We start from the raw sequence: 21,883 nt of genomic DNA, 5'->3' as shown, positions 1-21,883 counted from the left end.
CCGCCATATCAGGGCGAAGCCTCTTACTATTTTGTATAGAGAAAATGCTATTTTTGCCGTACATACTGCTCGTCCTTCATGAACAGACGCCAAAAATAAATAAAACCGGGCACGAGAATCGCAAAGCCGACCAAATAACAAATGAACAGAGCGTGGAACGTATCCGGATGTGTAAAGCTGGACTCAATCGTCACGTGGGGATAGACGATGTAGGGGAGTCGTGCCGCACCGTACGCATAGCTGGCGAGCAGGTATTGCGTTGTGGCGACAATGACCGCGATTCGCGGAAGATGGATGCCGAAATATCGACGGTCTTGGGGCAGCAAGAGAGCGATATAGCTAATGAAAAAGCAAACCGCCGATGCAATAAGCCACGGCAAATAGTCGAGAATGCGGTCGTACAGCCACATAGCTTCCATTTGCATCGTGAGCACGGTAACCAATGCCGCCAGCAACGTAATCGGACCCAGAATCACCGCATCCCGGCGGTAGATGGCGAAGGCTTGCTTTTCACCTGCGACGTAGGAGTAGTCTGCGAGAAGCAGCGAAGAGAGGAAGAGCGTGCTGCTGACGGCAAGACCAATGTATGAATAGACGTGTGGGCTAGTCAAAAACAGTCCCCAATCGAGATACTCCACGCCATTGATCATCCGAGACAACCCGCCTTGCGTCACAGGAAGCACGCTGATTAACAGAGCCGGCACCAATATCCCGGTAACGCCGGAGACGATGCTGAGCATCTTGTCATACTTGTAAATCAGATGCGAAAACACCATAAACGTACTGCGAATCAGCATCAATAACAAGACCAGACATCCGGGAACCAGCAGCAGACTCCCCAGAGTGTAGGTCGCGCCAGGGAAAAAGGTAACGAGCGCGACAACAATTAACACGATAAAGACATTCACGACCTCCCAGGAGGGCGAGAGGTAGCGATTGGCGATTTGGGTGGCCTTGGTTTTTTCCCGATTCAAATAGATCATCGACCAAAAACCTGCACCGAAGTCAAAGGAGGCCGCGACGGAATAGATGACGACGAAAATCCAGAGCAGCGTAATGGCAATAATCGTGTCGGTCATGCCGTTCCTCCGTCCACTTTCGGCTGTTCAGGCGGATCGAGCTCCAAAGGGTGGCGGCCAAAATAGCTGCGGAATACGAGCAGGGTGACGATCGCGAAAAATAGGTACACCGAGAGGAAAATCCAGAACAGGGTAGAGATGCCTGCTGCTTGGGTAGCGGCATCTACTGTTTTCATCACACGATAAACCACCCATGGCTGGCGTCCTGTGCAGGCAAAAATCCAGCCGAATTCGATGCCTAGCAAGGCGAGCGGTCCACTCGCGACAAATACCCAGAGCACCCAACGGGGAAACTGAGAGCGTTTTAGGAGCTTCTTCCAAGCGAAGCCGATGAAACCAACGAAGATTAACAAGCTGCCGATAATGACCATTCCGTTAAACAGCGTATGGACGTAGAGTGGAGGCCACAGCTCCTGTGGAAAGTCGTCCAGACCGACCACGACCTCGTCAAAGCGATTGGCTGCAAGGAAGCTGAGCGCCCATGGAATCTCGATCGCGTATTTGACTTCTTTCGTCTCGGGATCGGTAAAGCCGCCAATCGCGAGCGGGGCGTATGCTTGTGTTTCAAACAGTCCTTCCGCAGCTGCCAGCTTTTCCGGCTGGTATTTATGCAAAAGCTGTGCAGATTCATGACCGTTCAAAGCGGTTAAAAGGGAAAAGGTGCCACCTACGATCAAGCCGGCCAAGAGTGCTTTTTGATGATACAAATAAACGCGGCTGCCTTTTTCCGCGCGCAGCATTTTCCACGCTGCCACTCCAGCGACGATGAATGCCCCCGTCATATAAGCAGAAACAGTTACATGCCCTGCCGTCACGATAAAGCTGGGATTGAAAAAGGCTTTCCACGGGTCCACGTCGACAATCTGCCCATCGACCATCCGGAAGCCAGTGGGCGTGCCTTCAAAGGCGTGGACATTCGTAATCAGGATCGCAGAGGCTGTCGCACCAAGCAAAACCATGAACAAACTCAACAAACGCATGTTGCGGGATAGGCGGTGAGCCGCGTAGACGTAGATGGACATAAATAAGGCTTCCACGAAGAAAGCGAATATTTCGATCTGAAAAGGAAGCGAGATCACCCTGCCGACAATCTCCATGAACCCTGGCCATAACAGGGAGAGCTGGACCCCAGCAATCGTTCCAGAGGGGATCGCGACACCGAGCAAGATCGCCTGGGCCTTTGTCCAGCGTTTGGCCATAATCTCGTAATCGCGGTCACGCGTCCGCCAAAAGAGGAGCTCCACCAGCAAGATCATGAGCGGGAGACCCACGCCCAAGGTCGCAAAAATAATGTGAAAGGCCATAGTCGTCCCGAATATGGCTCGAGTCATCACGATATCTTCCACGTTCAACTTCCTTTCTGATCGGCACCAAAAATTGTTAACGATTTCCTCGTTAATGTCCCATGAGTAGGCGGAGTTTATACGAAAAAGACCGTCACAAAAATGTGACGGTCGGGCTTGATAATAGGATAAGGGCGTTTGGAAGAGTAGATTATTTACGATAGAGCGGATAATCAACCTCAGTTGGTACTTGAATCAACACCAGTCGGAGCGGAGCATTCGTTGATGCTTGGTAGATGGCTGTGCTGTTTCCCTCGGAGGAGAGAACAACAAAGTCACCTTTGGTTGCCGGGGTGTGGTTCTCGCTGATCGTTGTTTTCTCTGCAACGCTTCCGTTCCCTTCCACGATGACGACTGCGTGAGCATAACCAGCCGGGAGTTCTTTTGCATACGACTTTCCAGCGGGAATCGTGATGTCGCTCATCAAGGAATCCGTGACCAACTGAATCGGCCCAGACGATCCGATGATGTGTTTTACTTGTACACCATCTACATCCTCAGACGGAAACTCCTCATGATCATACTGATGGTAAGTCGGAGGTTGCTTCGTCGTTTGTGCGAGATGCGGTTCAAACCAGATTTGAAACATTTCCGTATCCTTGCCAAGCTCTTCTGCATGGTACGCGCCTGAACCCGTTTGCATGATCTGTGCGCCGCCTGTCGACACCTCTTGAAGATTTCCGAGCGTGTCCCGATGTCCGACTGTTCCTGTGAGGACATAAGACAAAATTTCAAAGCCGGAGTGAGGATGCAGCGGAATTTCAAACGTCTTCAGTGATTTTGCCCATGCCCAGTAAAAAAGTGGTCCTACCCGTTTGACAACGGAGCCTTCATGAGGGAAGCCAATTGGTTTATTCTCTACGATTTCACCGTCGCCAAAATGTCCTTTTGCTTGCTCGTTCTGTGTGTAGACGCGGATTTCCATCACTGATGTTTCCTCCCTTAATACGATTGCTGGCTTACGGGTTGTGAGGAGTCACCATTAAAACAAAACGTATGCGCCTGGACCGATCAACGCCACACCAATAACAACTGCGATTAATGTCAGGTTGTATTCGAATCCGTTTTGTGTGACCCAATATCCATTTTGACCGTGTACCTTCAGAATGGCAACCAGCATTGTGAAAGCGAGCAAAATAGCACTTGGCCAGATACCTACGCCTGCTGCAAACATAAGACCGCCAACGAGCTCAGACAATCCAGCGACAAAGGCCATCGCTACGCCAGGTTTCACTCCGATAGACTCCAGCCAGCCGCCGGTTCCTTTCAAACCATAACCGCCAAACCAGCCAAACAGCTTCTGCGCACCATGACCTGCAAACGTCAAACCGATGACCAAACGAATCAACAATAATCCAGTATCCAACACTTTTCATCTCTCCTTAATTGTTTTTAATTAGTGTATCTTTAATTTAAGATATTGTCCAAAAAGGCTGGCGGGCCTTAGAAGGATTCCGCCAGTTTTGCTGCTTTTTCTACACCAGCTGCAACAAGCTCAGCTGCTTTGTCTTGGAATTGGTTGTGACCTTCTACAATCACTTCCGATACATTGCTGATGCCCCAGAAGCCGAGGAGCGTGCGAACGTATTTGTTTGCCATTTCGATTTCAGCCATAGGCCCTTCGGAATAAACGCCACCGCGTGCGCTCAACAGCGCTACTTTTTTGTCGCCCATCAGACCAACTGGACCTTCAGCTGTGTACTTGAATGTTTTGCCTGCTTGGGAGAGGTAATCCATATAGGAGTGCAGAACAGCAGGAACAGTGAAGTTCCACATAGGGAAAGCAAATACGATTTTGTCTGCTTCTGTAAACTGGTTCAGGTATTTGTTAACCAAGTCGGCACGTTTTTGCTCATCAGCAGACAGCTCGATGCCGTTTCCTGCTTTCCACATAGCAGTCAGCATGTCGTTCCCGTAATAAGGGAGGTTTTCAGCAAACAGATCCAGCTCAACGATTTCGTCGTTTGGATGTGTTTCTCTGTATGCTTTGGTGAAAGCTTCGTACAGCTTTACACTGGTAGCCTGCTCAACTGGGCGATCGTTTGCTTTGATAAAAAGTACTTTACTCATGAAAATCATATTCCCCTTCCGATTAGTAAGTCACTAACTTTTAATGTGTAAATCTTGATTTTAAGATTATTACGTATCAGATCTTTTGTCAACACTTTTTTGAAACGATTGTGGTGTAGAGCGGGGACTGCTCATCTAATAAGTAGCCTGAGCAGTGCGTCCCAGCTTTTTTAGCAGCTCGATTGCTTGACGCTGTTCTTCTGGTGTGAGACCTTCCATCGCTTTCTCAATGGCACGTTGATGAGGAGGGAAGATTTCAGACAAAAATTGATGCCCTTTTTCCGTGAGTTCCGCAAAAATGACGCGGCGGTCTTCCGAACAGGGCTTGCGAATGAGCAGTTGCTTCTTCTCGAGTTTGTCCACAACGTATGTGATGTTTCCGCTGGAGATCAATATTTTTTCGCCAATTTGCTGCAATGGTTGAGGACCTTTATGAAATAATACCTCTAGTACCCCGAATTCAGTTGGATTAAGTCCATGCTCGCGAATGTGACGATTGGAGTGAGCGGTAACCCAGTTGTATGACCTCGATAAAACTACAAAAAGATCGAGGGGATCATTTCGCAGTGATTTGTCAGACATATGGACCCTCCTTTACATCGAAACTTGGATATCTTGAATTTAAGATAATCCTACATGATCATATTCAGATTTGTCAAATTGAGATAAAAAATAAAATGAAAACGCCTGTACAAACAGTTGTCTTAGTGATAAACTTTTGTTTGTAAACTAGCTGTGAAAGCGAAACAGAAGAAAGGAGGATGACCGTGGAAAAAGACATGCAGATCCTTCATCATATCCGGCAAAATCCTTTTATCACGCAACAGGAGCTGGCTGATCTGATTGGCATCTCACGTTCAGCGGTAGCTGGCTACATCGCACAGTTGACCAAACGCGGGGAAATCAAAGGACGGGCTTATGTACTTCGTGATGAAGGAATGATTGCTTGTATTGGTGGGGCAAACCTAGACCGCAAAGCACGTGGCAAGCAACAGGTGCGTCTACACTCATCCAATCCCGTAACGATTATGGAATCGTGTGGAGGGGTGGCACGGAATATCGCGGAGAACCTCGGTCGTCTTGGCTGCAATACGTCCCTCATCACCAGCATTGGTGAGGACAAGGAAGGCGAATGGCTCTTACAGGAGACGAAAAAACACGGGGTGCACATCAGCCAAGTGTGGCGACTGCCTACACAGCGGACGGGAACGTATACGGCGCTTCTCGATATCGATGGCGAGATGGTTGTTTCCTTGGCGAACATGGATATTTACGATGCGCTTACACCGGAGATGTTCGCGGAAAAATGGTCGCACATTGCAGCAGCCCACGTGGTTTTCATCGATACAAACATTCCGGCGGACTGCTTGGCCTACATCATCGAACGATGCCGGGAGGAAAACATCCTGCTCTTCGTTGACCCGGTCTCTTCCATTAAAGCAAAGAAGCTCCCACAGCAATTGGACGGAGTAGAAGCGATTTTGCCGAATCGCGAAGAAGCCGAGCTGATGGCTGGCATGAAGATCACGACGATCGAAGAATGCGCCGAGGCTTGCCGCAAGATCAGGGAACGAGGCGTCAAGCACGTCATCGTGACCTTGGGTGAAGAAGGCATTTACTATCAATCCGAGGACGTCGAGGAGCATATGTCTCCGTATCCAACGCAAGTAGTAGATGTAACAGGTGCAGGAGATGCGTTCGCGTCGGGACTCTTGTATGGCATTGTAAACGGAGAGTCTTTCCAGAGAGCGTGCCGCCTTGGATTGGCAGCATCCGCTCTGACATTGCAAACAGAGCAGTCCGTATCTCCTCTATTAAAAGCAGAACAATTGGAACTGGCCGTAGAACAATTCGAAAAGGAGCGATAAGAGATGAAACAATATTTGACCTTTACTGAGGAAGTACGCCACGCACTGGAGAACAACCTGCCGGTAGTTGCGCTGGAGACGACGATTATTTCGCACGGTATGCCATACCCGCAAAACATTGAAATGGCAAAAGAAGTAGAGCAAATCATTCGCGACAACGGTGCTGTACCAGCTACGATCGGGATCATGGACGGCAAAATCAAAATCGGCTTGACTGACAGCGAGCTGGAAGAGTTTGCGACGAATAAAAATGTAGCAAAAGTAAGCCGTCGCGACTTCGCTTACATTTTGGCTAGCGGTAAAATCGGTGCGACTACAGTAGCCGCTACCATGATCGCAGCTGAGATGGCTGGCATCCACATGTTTGCAACTGGCGGTATCGGCGGGGTACACCGTGAAGGCGAAATCACTTGGGACGTATCTGCTGACCTGACTGAGCTGGCGCAAACAGATGTCGCTGTAGTATGCGCAGGCGCGAAATCGATCCTCGATATCGGCCGCACACTCGAATATTTGGAAACGCAAGGTGTACCAGTTGTAGGCTACCGCACGGATGAATTCCCATCCTTCTTCGCTCGCGAAAGCGGATTTGGCGTAGACATGCGCATCGATACACCAGAAGAAGTCGGTAAGATGATGAACACCAAATGGGATCTCGGCCTCAAAGGCGGTATGATTATCGCGAACCCAGTACCAGAATCCGATGCACTGAACCACCAGGAAATCGAGGCTGTGATCCAAAAAGCACTCGCAGAAGCAAAAGAAAACAACATTGCAGGTAAACAGGTAACGCCATTCATGCTCGATAAAGTGAAAAAGCTGACAGAAGGCAAGAGCTTGGCAACGAACATCGCGCTGGTGAAACACAATGCTGAAGTAGCTGCAAAAATCGCGGTGGCTTATCAGAAAGAAGCGAATCAAGGTAAATAAGAGAGCGAAGATCGACCAATTGCTTTTCTGAACAACAAAATAGCCAAAGAAAAACGAGCCTCTAGAATCGCTTCTAAGGCTCGTTTCGTTTATTTTACTCATTTCCACCAATGTTGCATTCCACGGATTCCAACGTCCCACAGCTTAGCGTTTCCGGATACGATAATGGTAATTTCGTTTACCTCGTTAAAAGGCAACTCTCTTAAAGCCTCTGCCCCTTGATAAGATTGTTCGTTTAACTGAGATATTTCTTGTCCATCTACGATGATTTTGGCTTCACCCTTAGAGTCTCCATTGTCGGGAATGCCGAAATAGAAATAGATCCAGACATTTTTTTGGTTCCCCAGAATATAGTTGTATGTTTTGGTTGATTCCCCTTCACTGCTATACACGTTCATTTTGGGCTCTATTCGCTCACCTGCTACCGTGAAGCTTGGGAGGTTCTCAGTCATAGGTGTCGTTCCTGTCACTTCTTTCATAACCGTTAATGATTGAATAGGGCCTTCTCTTTTTTTGATGATTTCAGAGACCACCATGACTCCAATTATAAGGACAACAATAGATAGAGCAGAAGCCATGAGCTTTTTATAAGAAATGTTTGAAGAAAATCCAACTCGATAGGCAACATAGCCAATCGCTGCACCTAATGTATTGGATATAACATCATCTATATCAAAGCTACCAAGATATGTTAAAGCCTGAAGAGTTTCTAGAACGAGAATCGCTAAGACAAACAAGGATATGAACTTCCCAAATCGTACACGATACAACAGGGGAAATAGTATTCCAAAAGGGATAAAAGCAGCAACGTTTCCAAAAGAAAAAAGCCACATAAAAGTTAGTTCTGGAAATTTAAGTGGTACTCCTTCTGGGACAAGGATAAAGGTGTACCCTTCTAAACTGGTTGCACCTTCGAGCCTGTTAAACGCAAAGAACATAAAAAATAAAATTAAAATCGTATAGCATATGGTGCCAACTAAGAGGATTTTCCGTGATTTCGTTTCCATAAATTTAATCTCCTTAAAGCTATTTGTTTCTGAATGATCTTACTCTGAACTAATACGTAAGTGATTAGCTGCTAGTCACATCCTTCATTTAACACAAGAAATGTTCTAGGCCGAAGAGCAGCTGTTGATAACATTGCGAGCGCTTCGTCCGGCAGAAAAGTCCATTTAGAAAAAAATTGAAAAAAGTACTTGATATACCCTGAGGGGGTATTGTATAGTAAAGGTGTGATCAGGAAACAACGTAAGGGAAACGATACGATAAAATATACCCCTAGAGGGTATTTGGAGGGATTAAAATGAGTGCCAAAACAGCAGAGGCAACAGTTGCAATCTCAGGGATGACTTGCGCAGCTTGTGCACTGCGCATCGAAAAGGGCTTGGGAAAAATAGAGGGAGTGGAAACCGCCAACGTCAATCTGGCTTTGGAAAAATCCACAGTCGTCTTCGATCCAACGAAAACGAACATCGACGACATCCGCTCCAAAATTGAATCGCTTGGCTATGGAGTCATTACTGACAAGGTGGAGCTAAACATCTCGGGAATGACATGTGCGGCCTGCTCCACACGGATCGAGAAAGGCTTGAACAAAACAGCCGGGGTTCTGAAGGCAAACGTGAACTTGGCGATGGAAACAGCCACTGTCGAGTACGATTCATCGCAGGTAAGTGTGACGGACATTATTCAAAAGGTAGAGAAGCTCGGGTATCAGGCGACTCGCAAGGAAGAAGGAAAAGAAGAAGAAAAAGTAGATCGTCGCCAGGAAGAAATTAAACGTCAGACCCGCAAGTTCTGGATTTCCGCGATTCTGTCGCTCCCGCTGCTCTGGTCTATGGTGAGCCACTTTTCCTTCACCTCGTTTATCTGGCTGCCTGAAATATTGATGAATCCGTGGGTACAGCTCGCATTAGCAACACCCGTACAATTCATCATCGGAGCACAGTTTTACGTGGGAGCTTTCAAAGCCCTTCGCAACAAGAGTGCCAACATGGATGTGCTGGTCGCTCTAGGTACCTCGGCCGCTTACTTCTACAGCTTGTGGGTAGCGATCGACTCCATTGGCAGTCACGGAGGTCATATGCTCGAGCTGTACTTTGAAACGAGTGCGGTACTGATCACCTTGATCGTGTTGGGTAAACTGTTTGAGATGAAGGCGAAAGGACGCTCTTCGGAAGCGATCCGCAAGCTGATGGGCTTGCAAGCAAAAACAGCAGTAGTCGTACGGGATGGCGTCGAAATGACCATTCCTGTAGAAGAAGTGAGACTGGGCGACGTCGTTCACGTGAAGCCGGGCGATAAAGTACCTGTCGATGGCATCGTCATGGAAGGACAGTCCGCTGTTGATGAGTCCATGCTGACTGGTGAAAGCATTCCGGTGGATAAAGCCGCAGGCGATACCGTCATCGGGGCCACTTTGAACAAAAACGGCTTCTTGAAGGTTCAAGCAACCAAAGTCGGAAAAGAAACGGCTCTGGCGCAAATCATTAAAGTAGTGGAAGAAGCACAAGGAACAAAAGCACCAATTCAACGCGTAGCTGACAGTATCTCTGGGATTTTTGTCCCAATCGTCGTAGGGATTGCTATTCTTACCTTCTTGATCTGGTACTTCTTCGTTATACCTGGCAACTTCGGTGAGGCTTTGGAAAAAGCAATTGCTGTACTCGTAATCGCTTGCCCGTGCGCCCTCGGTTTGGCTACACCGACCTCGATCATGGCGGGTTCTGGACGCGCAGCTGAGCTGGGCATCTTGTTCAAAGGCGGGGAGCATCTGGAGACGGCTCACCACCTGGATACGATCGTCCTCGATAAAACAGGGACTGTAACCAAAGGCGAGCCAGAACTGACAGACGTCATTGCCATTAATATCGAAGAACAAGAGCTGCTCTCTTTGGTCGGTGCCGCAGAGAAAAATTCCGAGCACCCATTGGCTCAAGCCATCGTTCGCGGAATTGCAGATAAAGGAATCGCCTTGACTGATACAGGTTCGTTTGAAGCCATTCCAGGTTTCGGTATCCGGGCAACCGTTGCTGGCAAAGAAGTACTCGTCGGTACCCGCCGCTTGCTGGAAAAACATCAAATTTCGTACCAAGCAGTATCTGATACCATGCTGGAACTGGAGCGCTCTGGTAAAACAGCGATGCTCGCAGTCGTCGAAGGCAAGCTCGCTGGCTTGATTGCCGTAGCGGATACGATCAAGCCAACCTCCAAGCAAGCTGTTCAGCGCATGAAAGCAATGGGATTGACTGTGATCATGATGACCGGTGACAACCGTCAAACTGCCGAGGCCATTGCCCGTGAAGCAGGAATCGATCACGTCATCGCAGAAGTCCTGCCCGAAGGCAAAGCCGCAGAAGTGAAAAAACTGCAAGAACAAGGCAAAAAAGTCGCGATGGTCGGCGATGGTATCAACGATGCTCCTGCACTCGCAACCGCTGACGTCGGAATGGCAATCGGTACAGGTACAGATGTGGCGATGGAAGCAGCCGATATTACCCTGATGCGCGGCGAACTGACCAGTGTCGCAGACGCCATCGAGATGAGCAAACTCACCATCCGCAACATCAAGCAAAACCTGTTCTGGGCATTGGCCTACAACACCTTGGGCATCCCGATTGCCGCAATCGGCTTCCTCGCTCCATGGCTTGCCGGTGCCGCAATGGCCTTCAGCTCCGTATCCGTTGTACTCAACGCACTGAGACTGCAACGAGTAAAACTGTAACAACAGTAACAAGCGGCTTTGTCCGCCTTACCTATACAATTATCATTTAAGGAGAGATTGATCATGACAAATATCACATTGAACGTAGAAGGCATGTCTTGCAACAAATGCGTAGCGCGCATCGAGAACACATTGAAAGAACTGGGTGCAGAAGGCAAAGTAAACCTGGCTGAAAAAAAGGTTGAGGTTTCCTACAACGAGAGCGACTTGACTCTCGATGCAGTAAAAGAAGCAATCGAAGACCAAGGCTACGACGTCGTTTAAGCATCGAGTCTTTGAAAAGCAAAGCTCCTGCCTGATTCATTGAGGCAGGGGCTTTTTGGTGTTGAGGTAAAAGTGGCTGTAGTGGAGGGGAAGAAGCCCATTTCCAGTCTACGCTTCGGCCTACGCCCCGCAAGGGGTTAGACTGTCCGCTCCGAAATGAATGTCGGGAGCGCTTCAAAAGTAGAGTTTCGAAGATGTATTCGCAGAGGTTGAAGCTGAAAACCCCCGCCATTCATTTCGGAGCTAGGTAGGGCTCCAGAGGCGCTAGGACTGGAAATGTTCTTCTTCCCAAGCGGCTTTTTTCTACATCCTGAAAGATCATTCAAGAAGTCATTAAAAGCATGTAGACTCCCAACAGCTCGTAGAGGAAACAGGAGAAATAAGCGAAGATCTTTGGACACACCTACCGAGGCGTAGTGAAAAAAAGAGAAACTGATTTTAGCGTCCACCTCTGAGACGCATCTTGAATGGACTACTTTGGACGCGGTTTCGCTTTTTTTCACGGAGCCGGGCATCCCATGCTCCCGTGCAGGGGTTCCAAGAATCTGAGCGTTTTCTCCTGTTTCCTCCCCACCACAACAGCGAGTATAACGCACTAATCTTTCAATCGAATAAGCAACGAACAGCTAATCCAATCCGACTCATAAAGAAAAACAGAATCGAGTTAAAACTGTGCTAAACGAACGTTCACAATAACTGGAAGCGAGCGTATAATTCAAATCACAATCACGATTCAAATAAGAAACAACACATACGGCCTAGTTCCGAGATTCTCGGAAGCGGGGGAACCAATCTTTTGGGGTTAATCCTGAGTGATCAGGAGGGATGAGAAAATGTCTTCTCTGCCATCCTACCCGTCAGCTAACCTCGTCGGCCAAAGCAGGGAAGGTCATGGATGGATAAAGTCTAGGCATATAATACGCAATAAGGAGATTCCTTGCGGGCGTGTGATAGGCCGATGCAGGCTTTTTCTTTAGGACCTTTGTTCTGGAGAAGAATCATGTATCGGCCTATTTTTTATGGAAATACCGACGAGCAGCTTACGCGATACAGACGTGAAGGGAATGGTGTGGATCGCTGGGAGGCAGTCGGTAAGACATAAACCGCTGACAATCGAAATCAGGAAGACAGAGTACAGGGAGTCCTGAAAATGGACGCCAGGTATTACGTAAGCCTGCGGATTTTCAACACAAGTAAAAATCAAGCGTGCCTGCTTGGTTTTGCTGGAGTGTGGAAACTTCGCGGGCTTTTTTCATTCACGAAAAAAACGAAAGATGGGGGATACCATGCCCAAAATGAAAGTCCATCAACTGACAAAAGTGTTCGGCAAGCAGCCCGAGTTAGCCTTGAAGCTGCTGGCAGAAGGACGAACGAAAGAACAAATTTACAAGCAAACCGGCCAGTCCATCGGTGTCAATCAGGTCAGCTTTGAAGTCGAGGAAGGTGAAATCTTCGTCATCATGGGCCTGTCCGGCAGCGGCAAGTCAACGTTAATTCGACTGTGTAATCGACTGATTGACCCAACGAGCGGAAGCATCGAGATCGATGGCGAAGAGATCGTGGACATGAAGGCGACAGCCTTGCGCGAGGTTCGGAGGAAGAAGCTCGGGATGGTTTTCCAAAATTTCGCCCTGTTTCCGCAGCGAACGGTACGGGAAAACGTCGAGTTTGGATTGGAGATTCAACAAGTACCGCCCGGGCTCCGGCAAGAAAAAGCACGGGAAGCGCTTGCGCTCGTTGGATTAACCGAGTGGGAAAACGCGTACCCGGATCAATTGAGTGGAGGTATGCGCCAGCGGGTCGGATTGGCCCGGGCGTTGGCTAATAATCCAGATATTCTCTTGATGGACGAAGCGTTCAGTGCACTGGACCCGCTCATTCGAAAAGACATGCAGGATGAACTGCTGGAGCTTCAGATGACGATGAAAAAGACGATCCTGTTCATTACACATGACTTGCACGAGGCGTTGCGGCTGGGCGATCGGATTGCCTTTATGAAGGACGGACAGATCATTCAGATCGGCCGCCCGGAAGAAATCATGGCAGACCCAGCGGATGAGTTCGTACGGAAGTTCGTCGAGGATGCCGACCTGTCCAGGGTGCTCGTTGCTGAAAATGTGATGAAACGGGCAGAAGCAATTACGCCTGACAAAGGGGCGCGAGTAGCGCTGCAACTCATGATGGATAACGGCGTGTCCAGCTTGTACGTCGTGGACAAAAAGCGTACACTGCTCGGCTTGATTACGGCGTATGACGTATCACTCGCGATCGGTACGGGAGATTCGCTGGAGACGATCATGAATACCGATCTCCCTACCGTTTCGCCTGACGCACGTCTGCACAGTTTGTTCCCGATGATGGCAGACCTGCACGTCCCGATTGCGGTAGTGGGCGAGCAGCAGCGTTTGTTGGGTGTCATCGTAAAAGGAGCGGTGTTGGGCGGGCTGGTAGGCAAAGTCAATGTCCAAGAGCACCAGAGAGCAGAGGTGATGAGTGATGGACGTCGTGCCTAAGCTGCCGATTGGCGAATGGATGGAAGGGTTCGTGGAGGTGCTGGGCCAGTACAAAGGGGTATTGTTTGATCCGGTGTCTATCGTCATTTCCACGATGGTGACTTACTGTTCCACGGTTTTGGCAGAGATACCTTCGCTGATCCTCATCTTGCTGCTAGGGGGCGCCACATGGGTTTTTGCAGGAAAAGCATCCATGGTCTTTACGGTTATCGGACTTTCTCTCATTCACAACTTGGGGTACTGGGATGAAACGATCGAGACATTGGGACTCGTCCTCACTGCCACCATGATTTCGATCGCCATCGGGATTCCGGTGGGCATTCATTGCGCGGGACACGATACGTTTCGCAATCTGGTCACGCCAGTACTTGATTTGATGCAGACGATGCCAGCGTTCGTTTACTTGATTCCCGCGATCTTTTTCTTCGGCTTGGGCGAGGTGCCGGGAGTCATTGCCTCCGTTATTTTTGCTTTGCCGCCAATTGTACGACTCACGAACTTAGGCATACGTCAGGTCCCAGCGGAAATGGAGGAAGCGGCGGACGCCTTTGGCGCAACCGGGTGGCAAAAGCTCGTGAAAGTACAACTGCCGTATGCGAAATCGACGATCTTGGCGGGAGTCAATCAGTGCATCATGCTCGCCCTGTCGATGGTGGTCATAGCGGCTATGATCGGGGCGAAAGGCTTGGGTGCAGACGTATATCGCGCCGTTTCGCAAGTGGATATAGGAAGAGGATTCGAGGCGGGGCTATCCATCGTGATTATCGCTATCGTCTTGGATCGGCTTACTCAACATGCAGGAAAAAAGGAGAGAAACACATGATGAACAAAATGGTTCCAGCTTTACTGGCAGTGATGATGGGAGCGACGGCTTGGCTCGCAGGCTGCTCTAGTCCAAACACAAACACAGAAATACCGACAGCAACGGTGATCGGTCCAATTTCTTCTGAGACATCGGACAACGCGTTGGGAGAAAAGCTCGACTACAAAATCATCGGAATCGACGCAGGAGCAGGCTCGATGGTGAAGACAGAGGAAGTCATGAATCTATATGGCTTGGATAAATGGCAGCTTGTCGAAGGCTCAGATGCAGCAATGACAGCAGCTTTGATCAAGGCGTATGAAGCGAAGGAACCGATTATCATTACGGGCTGGACGCCCCATTGGATGTTTAAAAAGATGGATTTGAAATATTTGGCGGACCCGAAGAACGGCTTTGGCGGAGCGGAACAAATCCATACCATCGTGCGAAAAGGGCTGAAAGAGGATCAGCCTGCTGCCTATCAATTTCTGGATAAGTTCTGGTGGGAGCCAGCCGACATGGAGTCGGTCATGGTCCAAATGATTGACGGAAAAGATCCGGAAGTGGCTGCTGCGGAATGGGTAAAAAACAACAAAGCCAAAGTAGCGAAATGGGTGGCGGGCATCCAGCCTGTCCAAAAAGAGAAGCTGACTCTCGCGTATGTAGCATGGGATTCTGAAATTGCCAGCACACACGTCGTAGAGCATGTGCTGGAGCAGAAGCTGGGGTATGAAGTCGAAGTGAGTCAGGTGCAGACTGGACCGATGTGGGCAGGAGTTGCCATTGGGGATGTAGATGGGATGGTTGCGGCTTGGCTGCCGTCTACAGATACGAGCTATTTGAAAAAATTTGGTGGGCAAATCGAGGATTTGGGTCCGAATCTCGACGGAACCAAAATCGGACTCGTGGTTCCTTCGTACATGAACATCTCGTCCATTGAGGATCTCCAATAAGGAAAGGGAGGCGCTGCTATGAAGCATTATCTCGTAATGGGCAAGGGGGAAGCATTCACTTCTTTTGTCCAGACACTATGCTGCGACAGTTTGCCAGCTTTTTGGGGAAGGAATCCTGGTGCCTTTTCATTGAGAGCGGGGCCTGGAGACAAGACGATTCAGCGTTTTTTGCCCATCTCATTTGACGAGTGCTACCGCGATCAGGAATCCTTGCTGCTCTATCATTCCGTCTACATCTTTCCCGATGAGTGGGCGGAAGGACGTGACTTCGTTACACTGTTCAAGCAGCTGGGCACCTGCCGGATTTTTGTGATGACGCAGGAGCATCGGAACGCGATGTTATACAAGTCTCTCGGGGCAAATCACGTCATCGTGAGCCAGCCCGGGTATAAAGGCTACGGCTGGTTGGCTGAACAAATGAGTGGGTAAGAGAGGAATAGAAAAGGCTCCGCCTGCAAATGAGGCGGAGCCTTGTTTTCGTGAAATTAGCCCAACATTTTTTCGAGGTCCTTGTCCAAAACATAAACCTCGATCCGTTCCCCCATTTTCGTGCTGATGTCGCTATGACTCGATAGTACCTTGCAGCTTGTCAGCTTTTCTACGATTTCTTCTGATTCTTCGCTGTACATTTCACGGAGAACCTCGCGCATTTCTTTGACGATGCGGCGACCTTTATCGTGACTGGACAGATGCTTTTCTTCGACGGTGAGAACACCTTTGAACCTGGCGATGACCATATCACCGACGATGTAGGTCTTCGCTTCCTGTGGACCTCGTCCAATCAGTTCGCGCTGAAATTTTATGAATGCTTCGCTGATTTCTGCTTCCAGCTTTTTTTTGTTAGAGATGGCCAAACGCCATACCTCCCATAATTTATCATTGTGCCTAATATTACTCAGCAGTGTAGAGACTGTCAAACAAATAGGCTGATTATGTGAAAAAGCAAGAGAAACGATGAAATATCATGATCGGATGAGGCCTGATAGGTTTAAATCGCTTACACGGATAAAGAATGCAAAAATCGTGTGAAAAAGACTGAAATAGGACATTAACATCCGATTATGCCGGACGTATAATGAGACTCGTAACCAACAATTGCAAATATGGCCAAATCCCGAGGCACTCGGGAACGGAGGACCCAATCAGTAGGGGTTAATCCCACGCATGAATCGTGGGAGGGATGAGACACTCTTTCGCCATCCTACCCGTCAGCTAACTTCGTCGGCTAAAGCGAGGGAGGTCTAAAGACCGCCTATTTGAGGAGGCCTTTTTGTTTTCCATTTGGGACGACAAAGGTTGACTCAAAACGTAATGCAGGTCTTTTCGTTTTGCTCAAAAACGGCCAATGACCGTTTTACTCACAAGTAAATAGCTGTTTTTTTGAAAAAGGAAACGGGAGACAAAACGCAAAGAAGGCAACTTCAAGTCGGCTGGGCGTTAGGTAGACCAATGAGTACTTTTTCTCCGATACAAAGGATCGTTTTATTTGCCGCGGGAAGCGGGCGACTTCGTTCGTCTGTTCATCTTCAGCTCGGTCAAATGTGGCGATCTTTCGGGGAAATCGTAAGCATTGGTCTATTTTTTTATCCCAAATGGCAGGTTTTCTTCAAAAAAGAAAGCCTGTGCAGGGGATAGCGAGAGAGACGCTTCGGTCAGACTTCACGGAATAATTCGTACGGCAAAAAAGGAGGGACATTGCATGGACGTGGTTTCCATACTGCTCTTGGCGCTTTCATTTGGTGTATTTTTTGCACTCATCAAGTTTTGTGACGCCGTGGTAAGAGAACAGGGAGGGAAAGAGAAATGATCTGGTTGCTGCTGATTGTGGCAGGGCTTGCGATGTACCTGTGCCACGCATTGATTTACCCGGAAAAATACTAGAGGCTGATCGAATCATTCGTTCATTTGGAACCATTTTTTAGAGGGAGTAGGAGGAACTGTCGTGGACTTTATACAAATAGCGTTGGTTTTGGTGGTGCTTTTCGTGCTCGCCATACCGATGGGAAGATATTTGGCACGCTCCTTTTCGCTGGAGACGACCCGATTGGACCGTGTTTTTGGCGGGTTGGAAAAAGCGATATACAAGCTGTCTGGCATTCGCGTAGCAGATATGACCTGGAAGCAGTACGCAATGGCTGTTCTGGTCAGCAACATTTCGATGGTAGCCATTGCCTATCTCTTGCTTCGTTTGCAAGGGATGCTGCCTGGAAACCCAAGTGGTATTGCGGCGATGGAGCCGTTGCTTTCCTTTAACACAGCTGTCAGCTTTTTGACGAATACCAATCTTCAGCATTACAGCGGAGAAAGCGGATTGTCGTATCTATCACAGATGCTGGTCATTATTTACCTGATGTTTACCACGCCAGCGACAGGGATCGCGGTCGTAATGGCTTTCATGCGCGGGCTGACCGGACAGCGCAGCATCGGTAACTACTACGTAGATTTGGTACGTGCTCATACACGGGTGTTGATTCCACTGGCGATTGCCGTGACATTGCTCTTGGTGTCCCAAGGCGTGCCGCAGACGATGGAACCGACGGCAACAGCGACAACCATTAGCGGAACGGAACAACAAATCGCTCGCGGTCCGGTTGCTTCACTCGTATCAATCAAGCATTTGGGAACAAACGGGGGAGGATTCTTCGGGGTAAACTCTTCGCATCCGTTTGAAAACCCGACACCGCTTACGAATGTGATTGAAATTTTGTCGATGTTCTTGATCCCGGCGGCACTGCCATTCGCATTCGGCTTCATGGCGAAGAGCCGCAAGCAAGGCTGGGTTATTTTTGGAGCGATGTTCGTGATGTTCCTGGCGTTCTTGATTACGGCGTATGCCAACGAAGTAAACGGCAACCCGGCGCTGGAACGGGCTGGCCTGTCACAAGAAATGGGCAGCATGGAAGGAAAAGAAGTCCGCTTTGGTATCGCACAAAGCGCCTTGTTCACTGCCGTGACAACAGCGGCAACGACAGGAACCGTGAACAACATGCACGATACATTGACACCACTTGGCGGCTTGGTTCCGCTCGGTGAAATGATGCTCAACTGCGTATTCGGCGGAGATGGCGTCGGAACGATTAACATTTTGATGTATGCGATTTTGGCTGTATTCTTGGCGGGCTTAATGGTAGGACGTACGCCTGAATTCCTCGGCCGCAAGATCGAAGGAAAAGAGATGAAGCTGATCGCCATCGCGATTCTCGTTCATCCCCTGATTATTTTGGCGCCAACCGCCATTGCATTGGCAACAGAAATGGGATCGTCCGCAGTGTCGAATCCAGGCTTCCACGGTATTTCACAAGTGCTGTATGAGTACACTTCTTCGGCAGCCAACAACGGTTCCGGTTTTGAAGGGTTGGGCGACAACACGCCATTCTGGAACATTTCTACCGGACTCGTCATGCTGTTCGGTCGATACGTCTCGATCATTACGATGCTGGCGGTAGCAGGCTCCTTGCTCACAAAAACGCCAGTACCGGAAACGATGGGTACACTGCGCACAGACAATAGTGTATTCACAGTGATTCTGATTGCGACTGTAGTAATCGTAGGCGCACTGACATTCCTGCCTGTGCTTGCGCTCGGTCCAATCGCCGAGTGGCTCACAATCCGTTAAGGGGAAGTTCAAAAGCCGACTTTTTGAACATCGATTTGAAAATGAATACTAGAGGCGAAGGAGTAATTTTCCATGAGTAGAACGCGCACGGTTGCGCTTCCTAAAGATTTGTACCAGCGGGCCTTTGTCGAGTCTTTCAAAAAACTGGACCCGCGTGTAATGATGAAAAATCCAGTCATGTTCGTGGTAGAGATCGGGTTCTTCATTACGCTTCTCCTGACGTTTGTGCCCAATTTGTTCGGGGGAGCTTCGGACCCGCTTTACAACGGCGTCGTCAGCTTTATCCTGTTCGTGACGATTTTGTTCGCCAACTTCGCAGAAGCCTTGGCAGAAGGGCGCGGCAAAGCACAGGCAGAGAGCTTGAAAAAAACGAAGCAGGACACGCAAGCAAAAAAAGTGGGGAAAGATGGTCGGATTCAAGTCGTCAGTTCCACAGAACTGCGAAAAGGCGATCTGGTCATCGTGGAAGCAGGCGAGCTGATTCCATCCGACGGGGAAATCGTCGAGGGTGTCGCCTCAGTGGACGAATCAGCGATTACGGGTGAATCTGCTCCGGTCATTAAAGAAGCAGGTGGCGATTTCAGCTCTGTCACGGGAGGTACACGTGTCGTCAGTGACCGCATCCGTGTCCGCGTGACGACGGATCCCGGCGAATCGTTTTTGGATCGCATGATTTCGTTGGTAGAAGGCGCGAAGAGACAGAAGACTCCGAATGAAATCGCGTTGAATACGCTGTTGGTCAGCTTGACGTTGATTTTCCTGATCGTCTGCACGACCTTGCAGCCGATTGCGAACTATGTGAATGCAGCCATTCCGGTTGCGACTCTGATTGCCTTGCTCGTATGCTTGATTCCGACCACGATTGGCGGACTCTTGTCAGCGATTGGGATTGCGGGTATGGACCGGGTCACACAGTTTAACGTCATTGCCATGTCTGGTAAAGCCGTTGAGGCATCTGGTGACATCAACACCATTATTTTGGATAAAACGGGAACGATCACGCACGGAAACCGGATGGCTGCCGAGTTTGTCACCGTAGGCAACAGCAAGAGCACGGAATTGAACCGAGTAGCTGCACAAAGCTCGGTCCATGACGAAACACCGGAAGGACGCTCTGTCGTAGAGCTGGCGAAAAAACAAGGGCTGGCACCTGCTGAACTGGAATTGCCCGGTTCCGAAGGCGTGGAGTTCCGCGCTGAAACAAGAATGAGCGGGACGAATCTGGCAAACGGTATCCTCATCCGCAAAGGGGCCGTCGACGCCATCAAAAAATACGTAGCAGAGCAAGGGGGCAGCATTCCTGCTGATTTGGATGAAAAAGCAAACCGGATTGCAACGGCGGGCGGCACGCCATTGGCTGTAGCAGAAGGCAATGCGATTCTCGGTTTGATTTACTTGAAGGATACCGTAAAGCCAGGGATGCGCGAACGCTTTGAGGAGCTGCGTCGGATGGGAATTCGTACGGTCATGTGCACGGGGGATAACCCGCTGACAGCAGCGACGATTGCCCGCGAAGCTGGTGTAGATGATTTCGTAGCGGAAGCCAAGCCGGAAGACAAGATTGCGCTGATCCGCAAAGAACAAGCGGCAGGCAAGCTGGTCGCCATGACAGGTGACGGTACGAATGACGCGCCAGCTCTCGCACAAGCCGATGTCGGTTTGGCGATGAATACGGGTACGGTAGCGGCGAAGGAAGCAGCGAACATGGTCGATCTGGATTCTGACCCGACCAAAATCATCGAGGTCGTGGCGATTGGCAAACAGCTTTTGATGACACGCGGTGCATTGACGACGTTCAGTATCGCCAATGACGTAGCGAAATACTTCGCGATCATTCCTGCGATGTTCATGCTGGCGATCCCACAAATGAGTGCGCTCAACATTATGGGCTTGGCTACACCGCAAAGTGCGATTTTGTCCGCGTTGATCTTCAATGCGATCATCATCCCGATCCTCATTCCGTTGGCGATGAAAGGTGTGAAATACACGCCAATGAGCGCGACAAAGCTGCTTAGCTGCAATCTGGTGATCTATGGCTTGGGAGGAATTATCGTTCCGTTCGTGGGCATCAAGCTGATTGACTTGGTTTTGACCGGATTGAATCTGGTGTAACTCATATTGAAAAAAGAAAGCTCAGGTGAACCGATATGATATTGAAAAATTTGCGTCTCAGCCTCGTTTTGCTGCTGATTTGCGGCATTGCCTACCCGCTGGCGATGACAGGTATTTCACAGGTTGTCATGCCTGCACAAGCAAGCGGCAGTCTCATCACCGATGCGAGCGGCAAGGTGGTCGGCTCCGAGCTGATTGGGCAGACATTCACCGATCCGAAGTACTTCTGGGGACGCATTTCTTCTATTGATAATAATGCGTCAGGCTCTGGCTCGAACAATTACGCGCCATCCAATCCGGCCCTGATCGAACGTACGCAAAAGGATATCGCCGCATTTCTGGCAGCGAATCCTGGCGTGAAGCAGGAAGACATCCCGGCTGATTTGCTGACCAACTCCGCTTCCGGTCTGGACCCGCATATCTCGCCAAAAGCTGCCCAAATACAAGTGGAGCGTGTAGCGAAGGCGCGCAATCTCGAACCGGTACAACTACAGGCTCTGATTGAAGCGAATACAGAGGGAAGAAGCTTGGGTGTATTCGGAGAGCCGCGTGTCAATGTAGTGAAGCTGAATTTGGCTTTGGACGAAATGAAGAAGTAAAGAATGAAGG

General features: G+C 49.3%; 20 protein-coding genes and 2 riboswitches. Of the genes, 12 read left to right on the top strand and 8 right to left on the bottom strand.

Annotated elements, in window-relative coordinates; translation table 11 throughout:
* Positions 1-47 precede the first annotated feature (47 nt).
* The 6 genes from EL268_RS28425 to EL268_RS28400 all read right to left on the bottom strand — a co-directional run bounded on the left by EL268_RS28425 (position 48) and on the right by EL268_RS28400 (position 5,074).
* Positions 48-1,079 (bottom strand): cytochrome d ubiquinol oxidase subunit II, encoded by a 1,032-nt coding sequence (locus EL268_RS28425; protein ID WP_106652577.1) that lies wholly within the window; start codon positions 1,077-1,079, stop codon positions 48-50.
* Positions 1,076-2,410: a cytochrome ubiquinol oxidase subunit I gene (locus EL268_RS28420; protein ID WP_106652712.1), complete on the bottom strand. Its 1,335-nt coding sequence runs from the start codon at positions 2,408-2,410 to the stop codon at positions 1,076-1,078. The genes EL268_RS28425 and EL268_RS28420 overlap by 4 nt, the downstream gene beginning before the upstream one ends.
* Positions 2,411-2,573: 163 nt before the next feature.
* Positions 2,574-3,347 (bottom strand): pirin family protein, encoded by a 774-nt coding sequence (locus tag EL268_RS28415; protein ID WP_106652578.1) that lies wholly within the window; start codon positions 3,345-3,347, stop codon positions 2,574-2,576.
* Between the two features lie 57 nt (positions 3,348-3,404).
* Complete coding sequence (locus EL268_RS28410; protein ID WP_106652579.1) at positions 3,405-3,791, bottom strand: DoxX family protein; 387 nt, start codon at positions 3,789-3,791, stop codon at positions 3,405-3,407.
* 74 nt (positions 3,792-3,865) lie between these two features.
* Positions 3,866-4,492: an FMN-dependent NADH-azoreductase gene (locus tag EL268_RS28405; RefSeq protein WP_106652580.1), complete on the bottom strand. Its 627-nt coding sequence runs from the start codon at positions 4,490-4,492 to the stop codon at positions 3,866-3,868.
* A 135-nt stretch (positions 4,493-4,627) separates the two neighbouring features.
* Complete coding sequence (locus tag EL268_RS28400; protein ID WP_106652581.1) at positions 4,628-5,074, bottom strand: MarR family winged helix-turn-helix transcriptional regulator; 447 nt, start codon at positions 5,072-5,074, stop codon at positions 4,628-4,630.
* Positions 5,075-5,259: 185 nt separating this feature from the next.
* Between EL268_RS28400 and EL268_RS28395 the strand changes: the two genes are divergently transcribed.
* Both EL268_RS28395 and EL268_RS28390 read left to right on the top strand, forming a co-directional pair.
* Positions 5,260-6,360 carry a carbohydrate kinase gene (locus tag EL268_RS28395; RefSeq protein WP_106652582.1) on the top strand — a complete coding sequence of 367 codons (1,101 nt, stop codon included), beginning with the start codon at positions 5,260-5,262 and terminating at the stop codon, positions 6,358-6,360.
* 3 nt (positions 6,361-6,363) lie between these two features.
* On the top strand, positions 6,364-7,290 hold the full coding sequence (locus EL268_RS28390; protein WP_017247167.1) for a pseudouridine-5'-phosphate glycosidase: 927 nt from the start codon (positions 6,364-6,366) through the stop codon (positions 7,288-7,290).
* A 98-nt stretch (positions 7,291-7,388) separates the two neighbouring features.
* Here EL268_RS28390 and EL268_RS28385 read toward each other — a convergent pair whose 3' ends face one another.
* Positions 7,389-8,297, bottom strand: a complete 909-nt coding sequence (locus tag EL268_RS28385; protein WP_106652583.1) for a VanZ family protein — start codon at positions 8,295-8,297, stop codon at positions 7,389-7,391.
* 296 nt (positions 8,298-8,593) lie between these two features.
* Here EL268_RS28385 and EL268_RS28380 point away from each other — a divergent pair, with 296 nt between their 5' ends.
* From EL268_RS28380 to EL268_RS28345, 6 genes are all read left to right on the top strand, one after another.
* On the top strand, positions 8,594-11,014 hold the full coding sequence (locus EL268_RS28380; protein ID WP_106652584.1) for a heavy metal translocating P-type ATPase: 2,421 nt from the start codon (positions 8,594-8,596) through the stop codon (positions 11,012-11,014).
* A gap of 63 nt (positions 11,015-11,077) precedes the next feature.
* Complete coding sequence (locus EL268_RS28375; protein ID WP_106652585.1) at positions 11,078-11,278, top strand: copper ion binding protein; 201 nt, start codon at positions 11,078-11,080, stop codon at positions 11,276-11,278.
* Positions 11,279-12,023: 745 nt separating this feature from the next.
* Positions 12,024-12,170, top strand: a riboswitch (cyclic di-AMP (ydaO/yuaA leader).
* A 394-nt stretch (positions 12,171-12,564) separates the two neighbouring features.
* Complete coding sequence (locus EL268_RS28360; protein ID WP_106652586.1) at positions 12,565-13,791, top strand: quaternary amine ABC transporter ATP-binding protein; 1,227 nt, start codon at positions 12,565-12,567, stop codon at positions 13,789-13,791.
* On the top strand, positions 13,775-14,614 hold the full coding sequence (locus EL268_RS28355; protein WP_106652587.1) for an ABC transporter permease: 840 nt from the start codon (positions 13,775-13,777) through the stop codon (positions 14,612-14,614). Before EL268_RS28360 ends, EL268_RS28355 begins: the two co-directional genes overlap by 17 nt.
* Positions 14,611-15,546, top strand: a complete 936-nt coding sequence (locus EL268_RS28350) for a glycine betaine ABC transporter substrate-binding protein (RefSeq protein ID WP_106652588.1) — start codon at positions 14,611-14,613, stop codon at positions 15,544-15,546. The genes EL268_RS28355 and EL268_RS28350 overlap by 4 nt, the downstream gene beginning before the upstream one ends.
* A gap of 18 nt (positions 15,547-15,564) precedes the next feature.
* Entirely contained in the window at positions 15,565-15,975 is a 411-nt protein-coding gene (locus EL268_RS28345) for a hypothetical protein (protein ID WP_106652589.1), read from the top strand.
* Between the two features lie 56 nt (positions 15,976-16,031).
* Here the strand turns inward: EL268_RS28345 and EL268_RS28340 are convergent, their stop codons facing one another.
* Positions 16,032-16,400: a Na-translocating system protein MpsC family protein gene (locus EL268_RS28340; protein ID WP_012684130.1), complete on the bottom strand. Its 369-nt coding sequence runs from the start codon at positions 16,398-16,400 to the stop codon at positions 16,032-16,034.
* 241 nt (positions 16,401-16,641) lie between these two features.
* Positions 16,642-16,788, top strand: a riboswitch (cyclic di-AMP (ydaO/yuaA leader).
* A 561-nt stretch (positions 16,789-17,349) separates the two neighbouring features.
* On the opposite strand from EL268_RS28340, the gene kdpF reads away from it, so the two are divergent.
* The 4 genes from kdpF to kdpC all read left to right on the top strand — a co-directional run bounded on the left by kdpF (position 17,350) and on the right by kdpC (position 21,873).
* The gene (kdpF, locus tag EL268_RS34010; RefSeq protein ID WP_111914364.1) at positions 17,350-17,427 is read left to right on the top strand and encodes a K(+)-transporting ATPase subunit F; all 78 of its coding nucleotides are present in this window, start codon (positions 17,350-17,352) and stop codon (positions 17,425-17,427) included.
* 61 nt (positions 17,428-17,488) lie between these two features.
* Entirely contained in the window at positions 17,489-19,162 is a 1,674-nt protein-coding gene (kdpA, locus tag EL268_RS28330; RefSeq protein ID WP_106652590.1) for a potassium-transporting ATPase subunit KdpA, read from the top strand.
* Between the two features lie 72 nt (positions 19,163-19,234).
* Positions 19,235-21,274, top strand: a complete 2,040-nt coding sequence (gene kdpB / locus EL268_RS28325) for a potassium-transporting ATPase subunit KdpB (RefSeq protein WP_106652591.1) — start codon at positions 19,235-19,237, stop codon at positions 21,272-21,274.
* Positions 21,275-21,309: 35 nt separating this feature from the next.
* Positions 21,310-21,873, top strand: coding sequence for a potassium-transporting ATPase subunit KdpC (kdpC, locus tag EL268_RS28320; RefSeq protein ID WP_106652592.1), 564 nt, complete (start codon positions 21,310-21,312; stop codon positions 21,871-21,873).
* The last annotated feature ends 10 nt before the right edge of the window (positions 21,874-21,883 follow it).

The organism is Brevibacillus brevis (assembly GCF_900637055.1).
Taxonomy (GTDB): Bacteria; Bacillota; Bacilli; order Brevibacillales; family Brevibacillaceae; genus Brevibacillus; species Brevibacillus brevis.
This window is presented reverse-complemented; position numbering and strand designations above follow the sequence as displayed.

Coding starts and splice junctions, on each gene's coding strand:
- EL268_RS28405 (WP_106652580.1), bottom strand. CDS start 4,492: ATGAGTAAAGTACTTTTTATCAAAGCAAACGATCGCCCAGTTGAGCAG.
- EL268_RS28345 (WP_106652589.1), top strand. CDS start 15,565: ATGAAGCATTATCTCGTAATGGGCAAGGGGGAAGCATTCACTTCTTTT.
- kdpC (WP_106652592.1), top strand. CDS start 21,310: ATGATATTGAAAAATTTGCGTCTCAGCCTCGTTTTGCTGCTGATTTGC.
- EL268_RS28350 (WP_106652588.1), top strand. CDS start 14,611: ATGATGAACAAAATGGTTCCAGCTTTACTGGCAGTGATGATGGGAGCG.
- EL268_RS28420 (WP_106652712.1), bottom strand. CDS start 2,410: ATGACTCGAGCCATATTCGGGACGACTATGGCCTTTCACATTATTTTT.
- EL268_RS28355 (WP_106652587.1), top strand. CDS start 13,775: ATGGACGTCGTGCCTAAGCTGCCGATTGGCGAATGGATGGAAGGGTTC.
- EL268_RS28400 (WP_106652581.1), bottom strand. CDS start 5,074: ATGTCTGACAAATCACTGCGAAATGATCCCCTCGATCTTTTTGTAGTT.
- EL268_RS28380 (WP_106652584.1), top strand. CDS start 8,594: ATGAGTGCCAAAACAGCAGAGGCAACAGTTGCAATCTCAGGGATGACT.
- EL268_RS28415 (WP_106652578.1), bottom strand. CDS start 3,347: ATGGAAATCCGCGTCTACACACAGAACGAGCAAGCAAAAGGACATTTT.
- EL268_RS28360 (WP_106652586.1), top strand. CDS start 12,565: ATGCCCAAAATGAAAGTCCATCAACTGACAAAAGTGTTCGGCAAGCAG.
- EL268_RS28385 (WP_106652583.1), bottom strand. CDS start 8,297: ATGGAAACGAAATCACGGAAAATCCTCTTAGTTGGCACCATATGCTAT.
- EL268_RS28390 (WP_017247167.1), top strand. CDS start 6,364: ATGAAACAATATTTGACCTTTACTGAGGAAGTACGCCACGCACTGGAG.
- EL268_RS28375 (WP_106652585.1), top strand. CDS start 11,078: ATGACAAATATCACATTGAACGTAGAAGGCATGTCTTGCAACAAATGC.
- kdpB (WP_106652591.1), top strand. CDS start 19,235: ATGAGTAGAACGCGCACGGTTGCGCTTCCTAAAGATTTGTACCAGCGG.
- EL268_RS28425 (WP_106652577.1), bottom strand. CDS start 1,079: ATGACCGACACGATTATTGCCATTACGCTGCTCTGGATTTTCGTCGTC.
- kdpF (WP_111914364.1), top strand. CDS start 17,350: ATGATCTGGTTGCTGCTGATTGTGGCAGGGCTTGCGATGTACCTGTGC.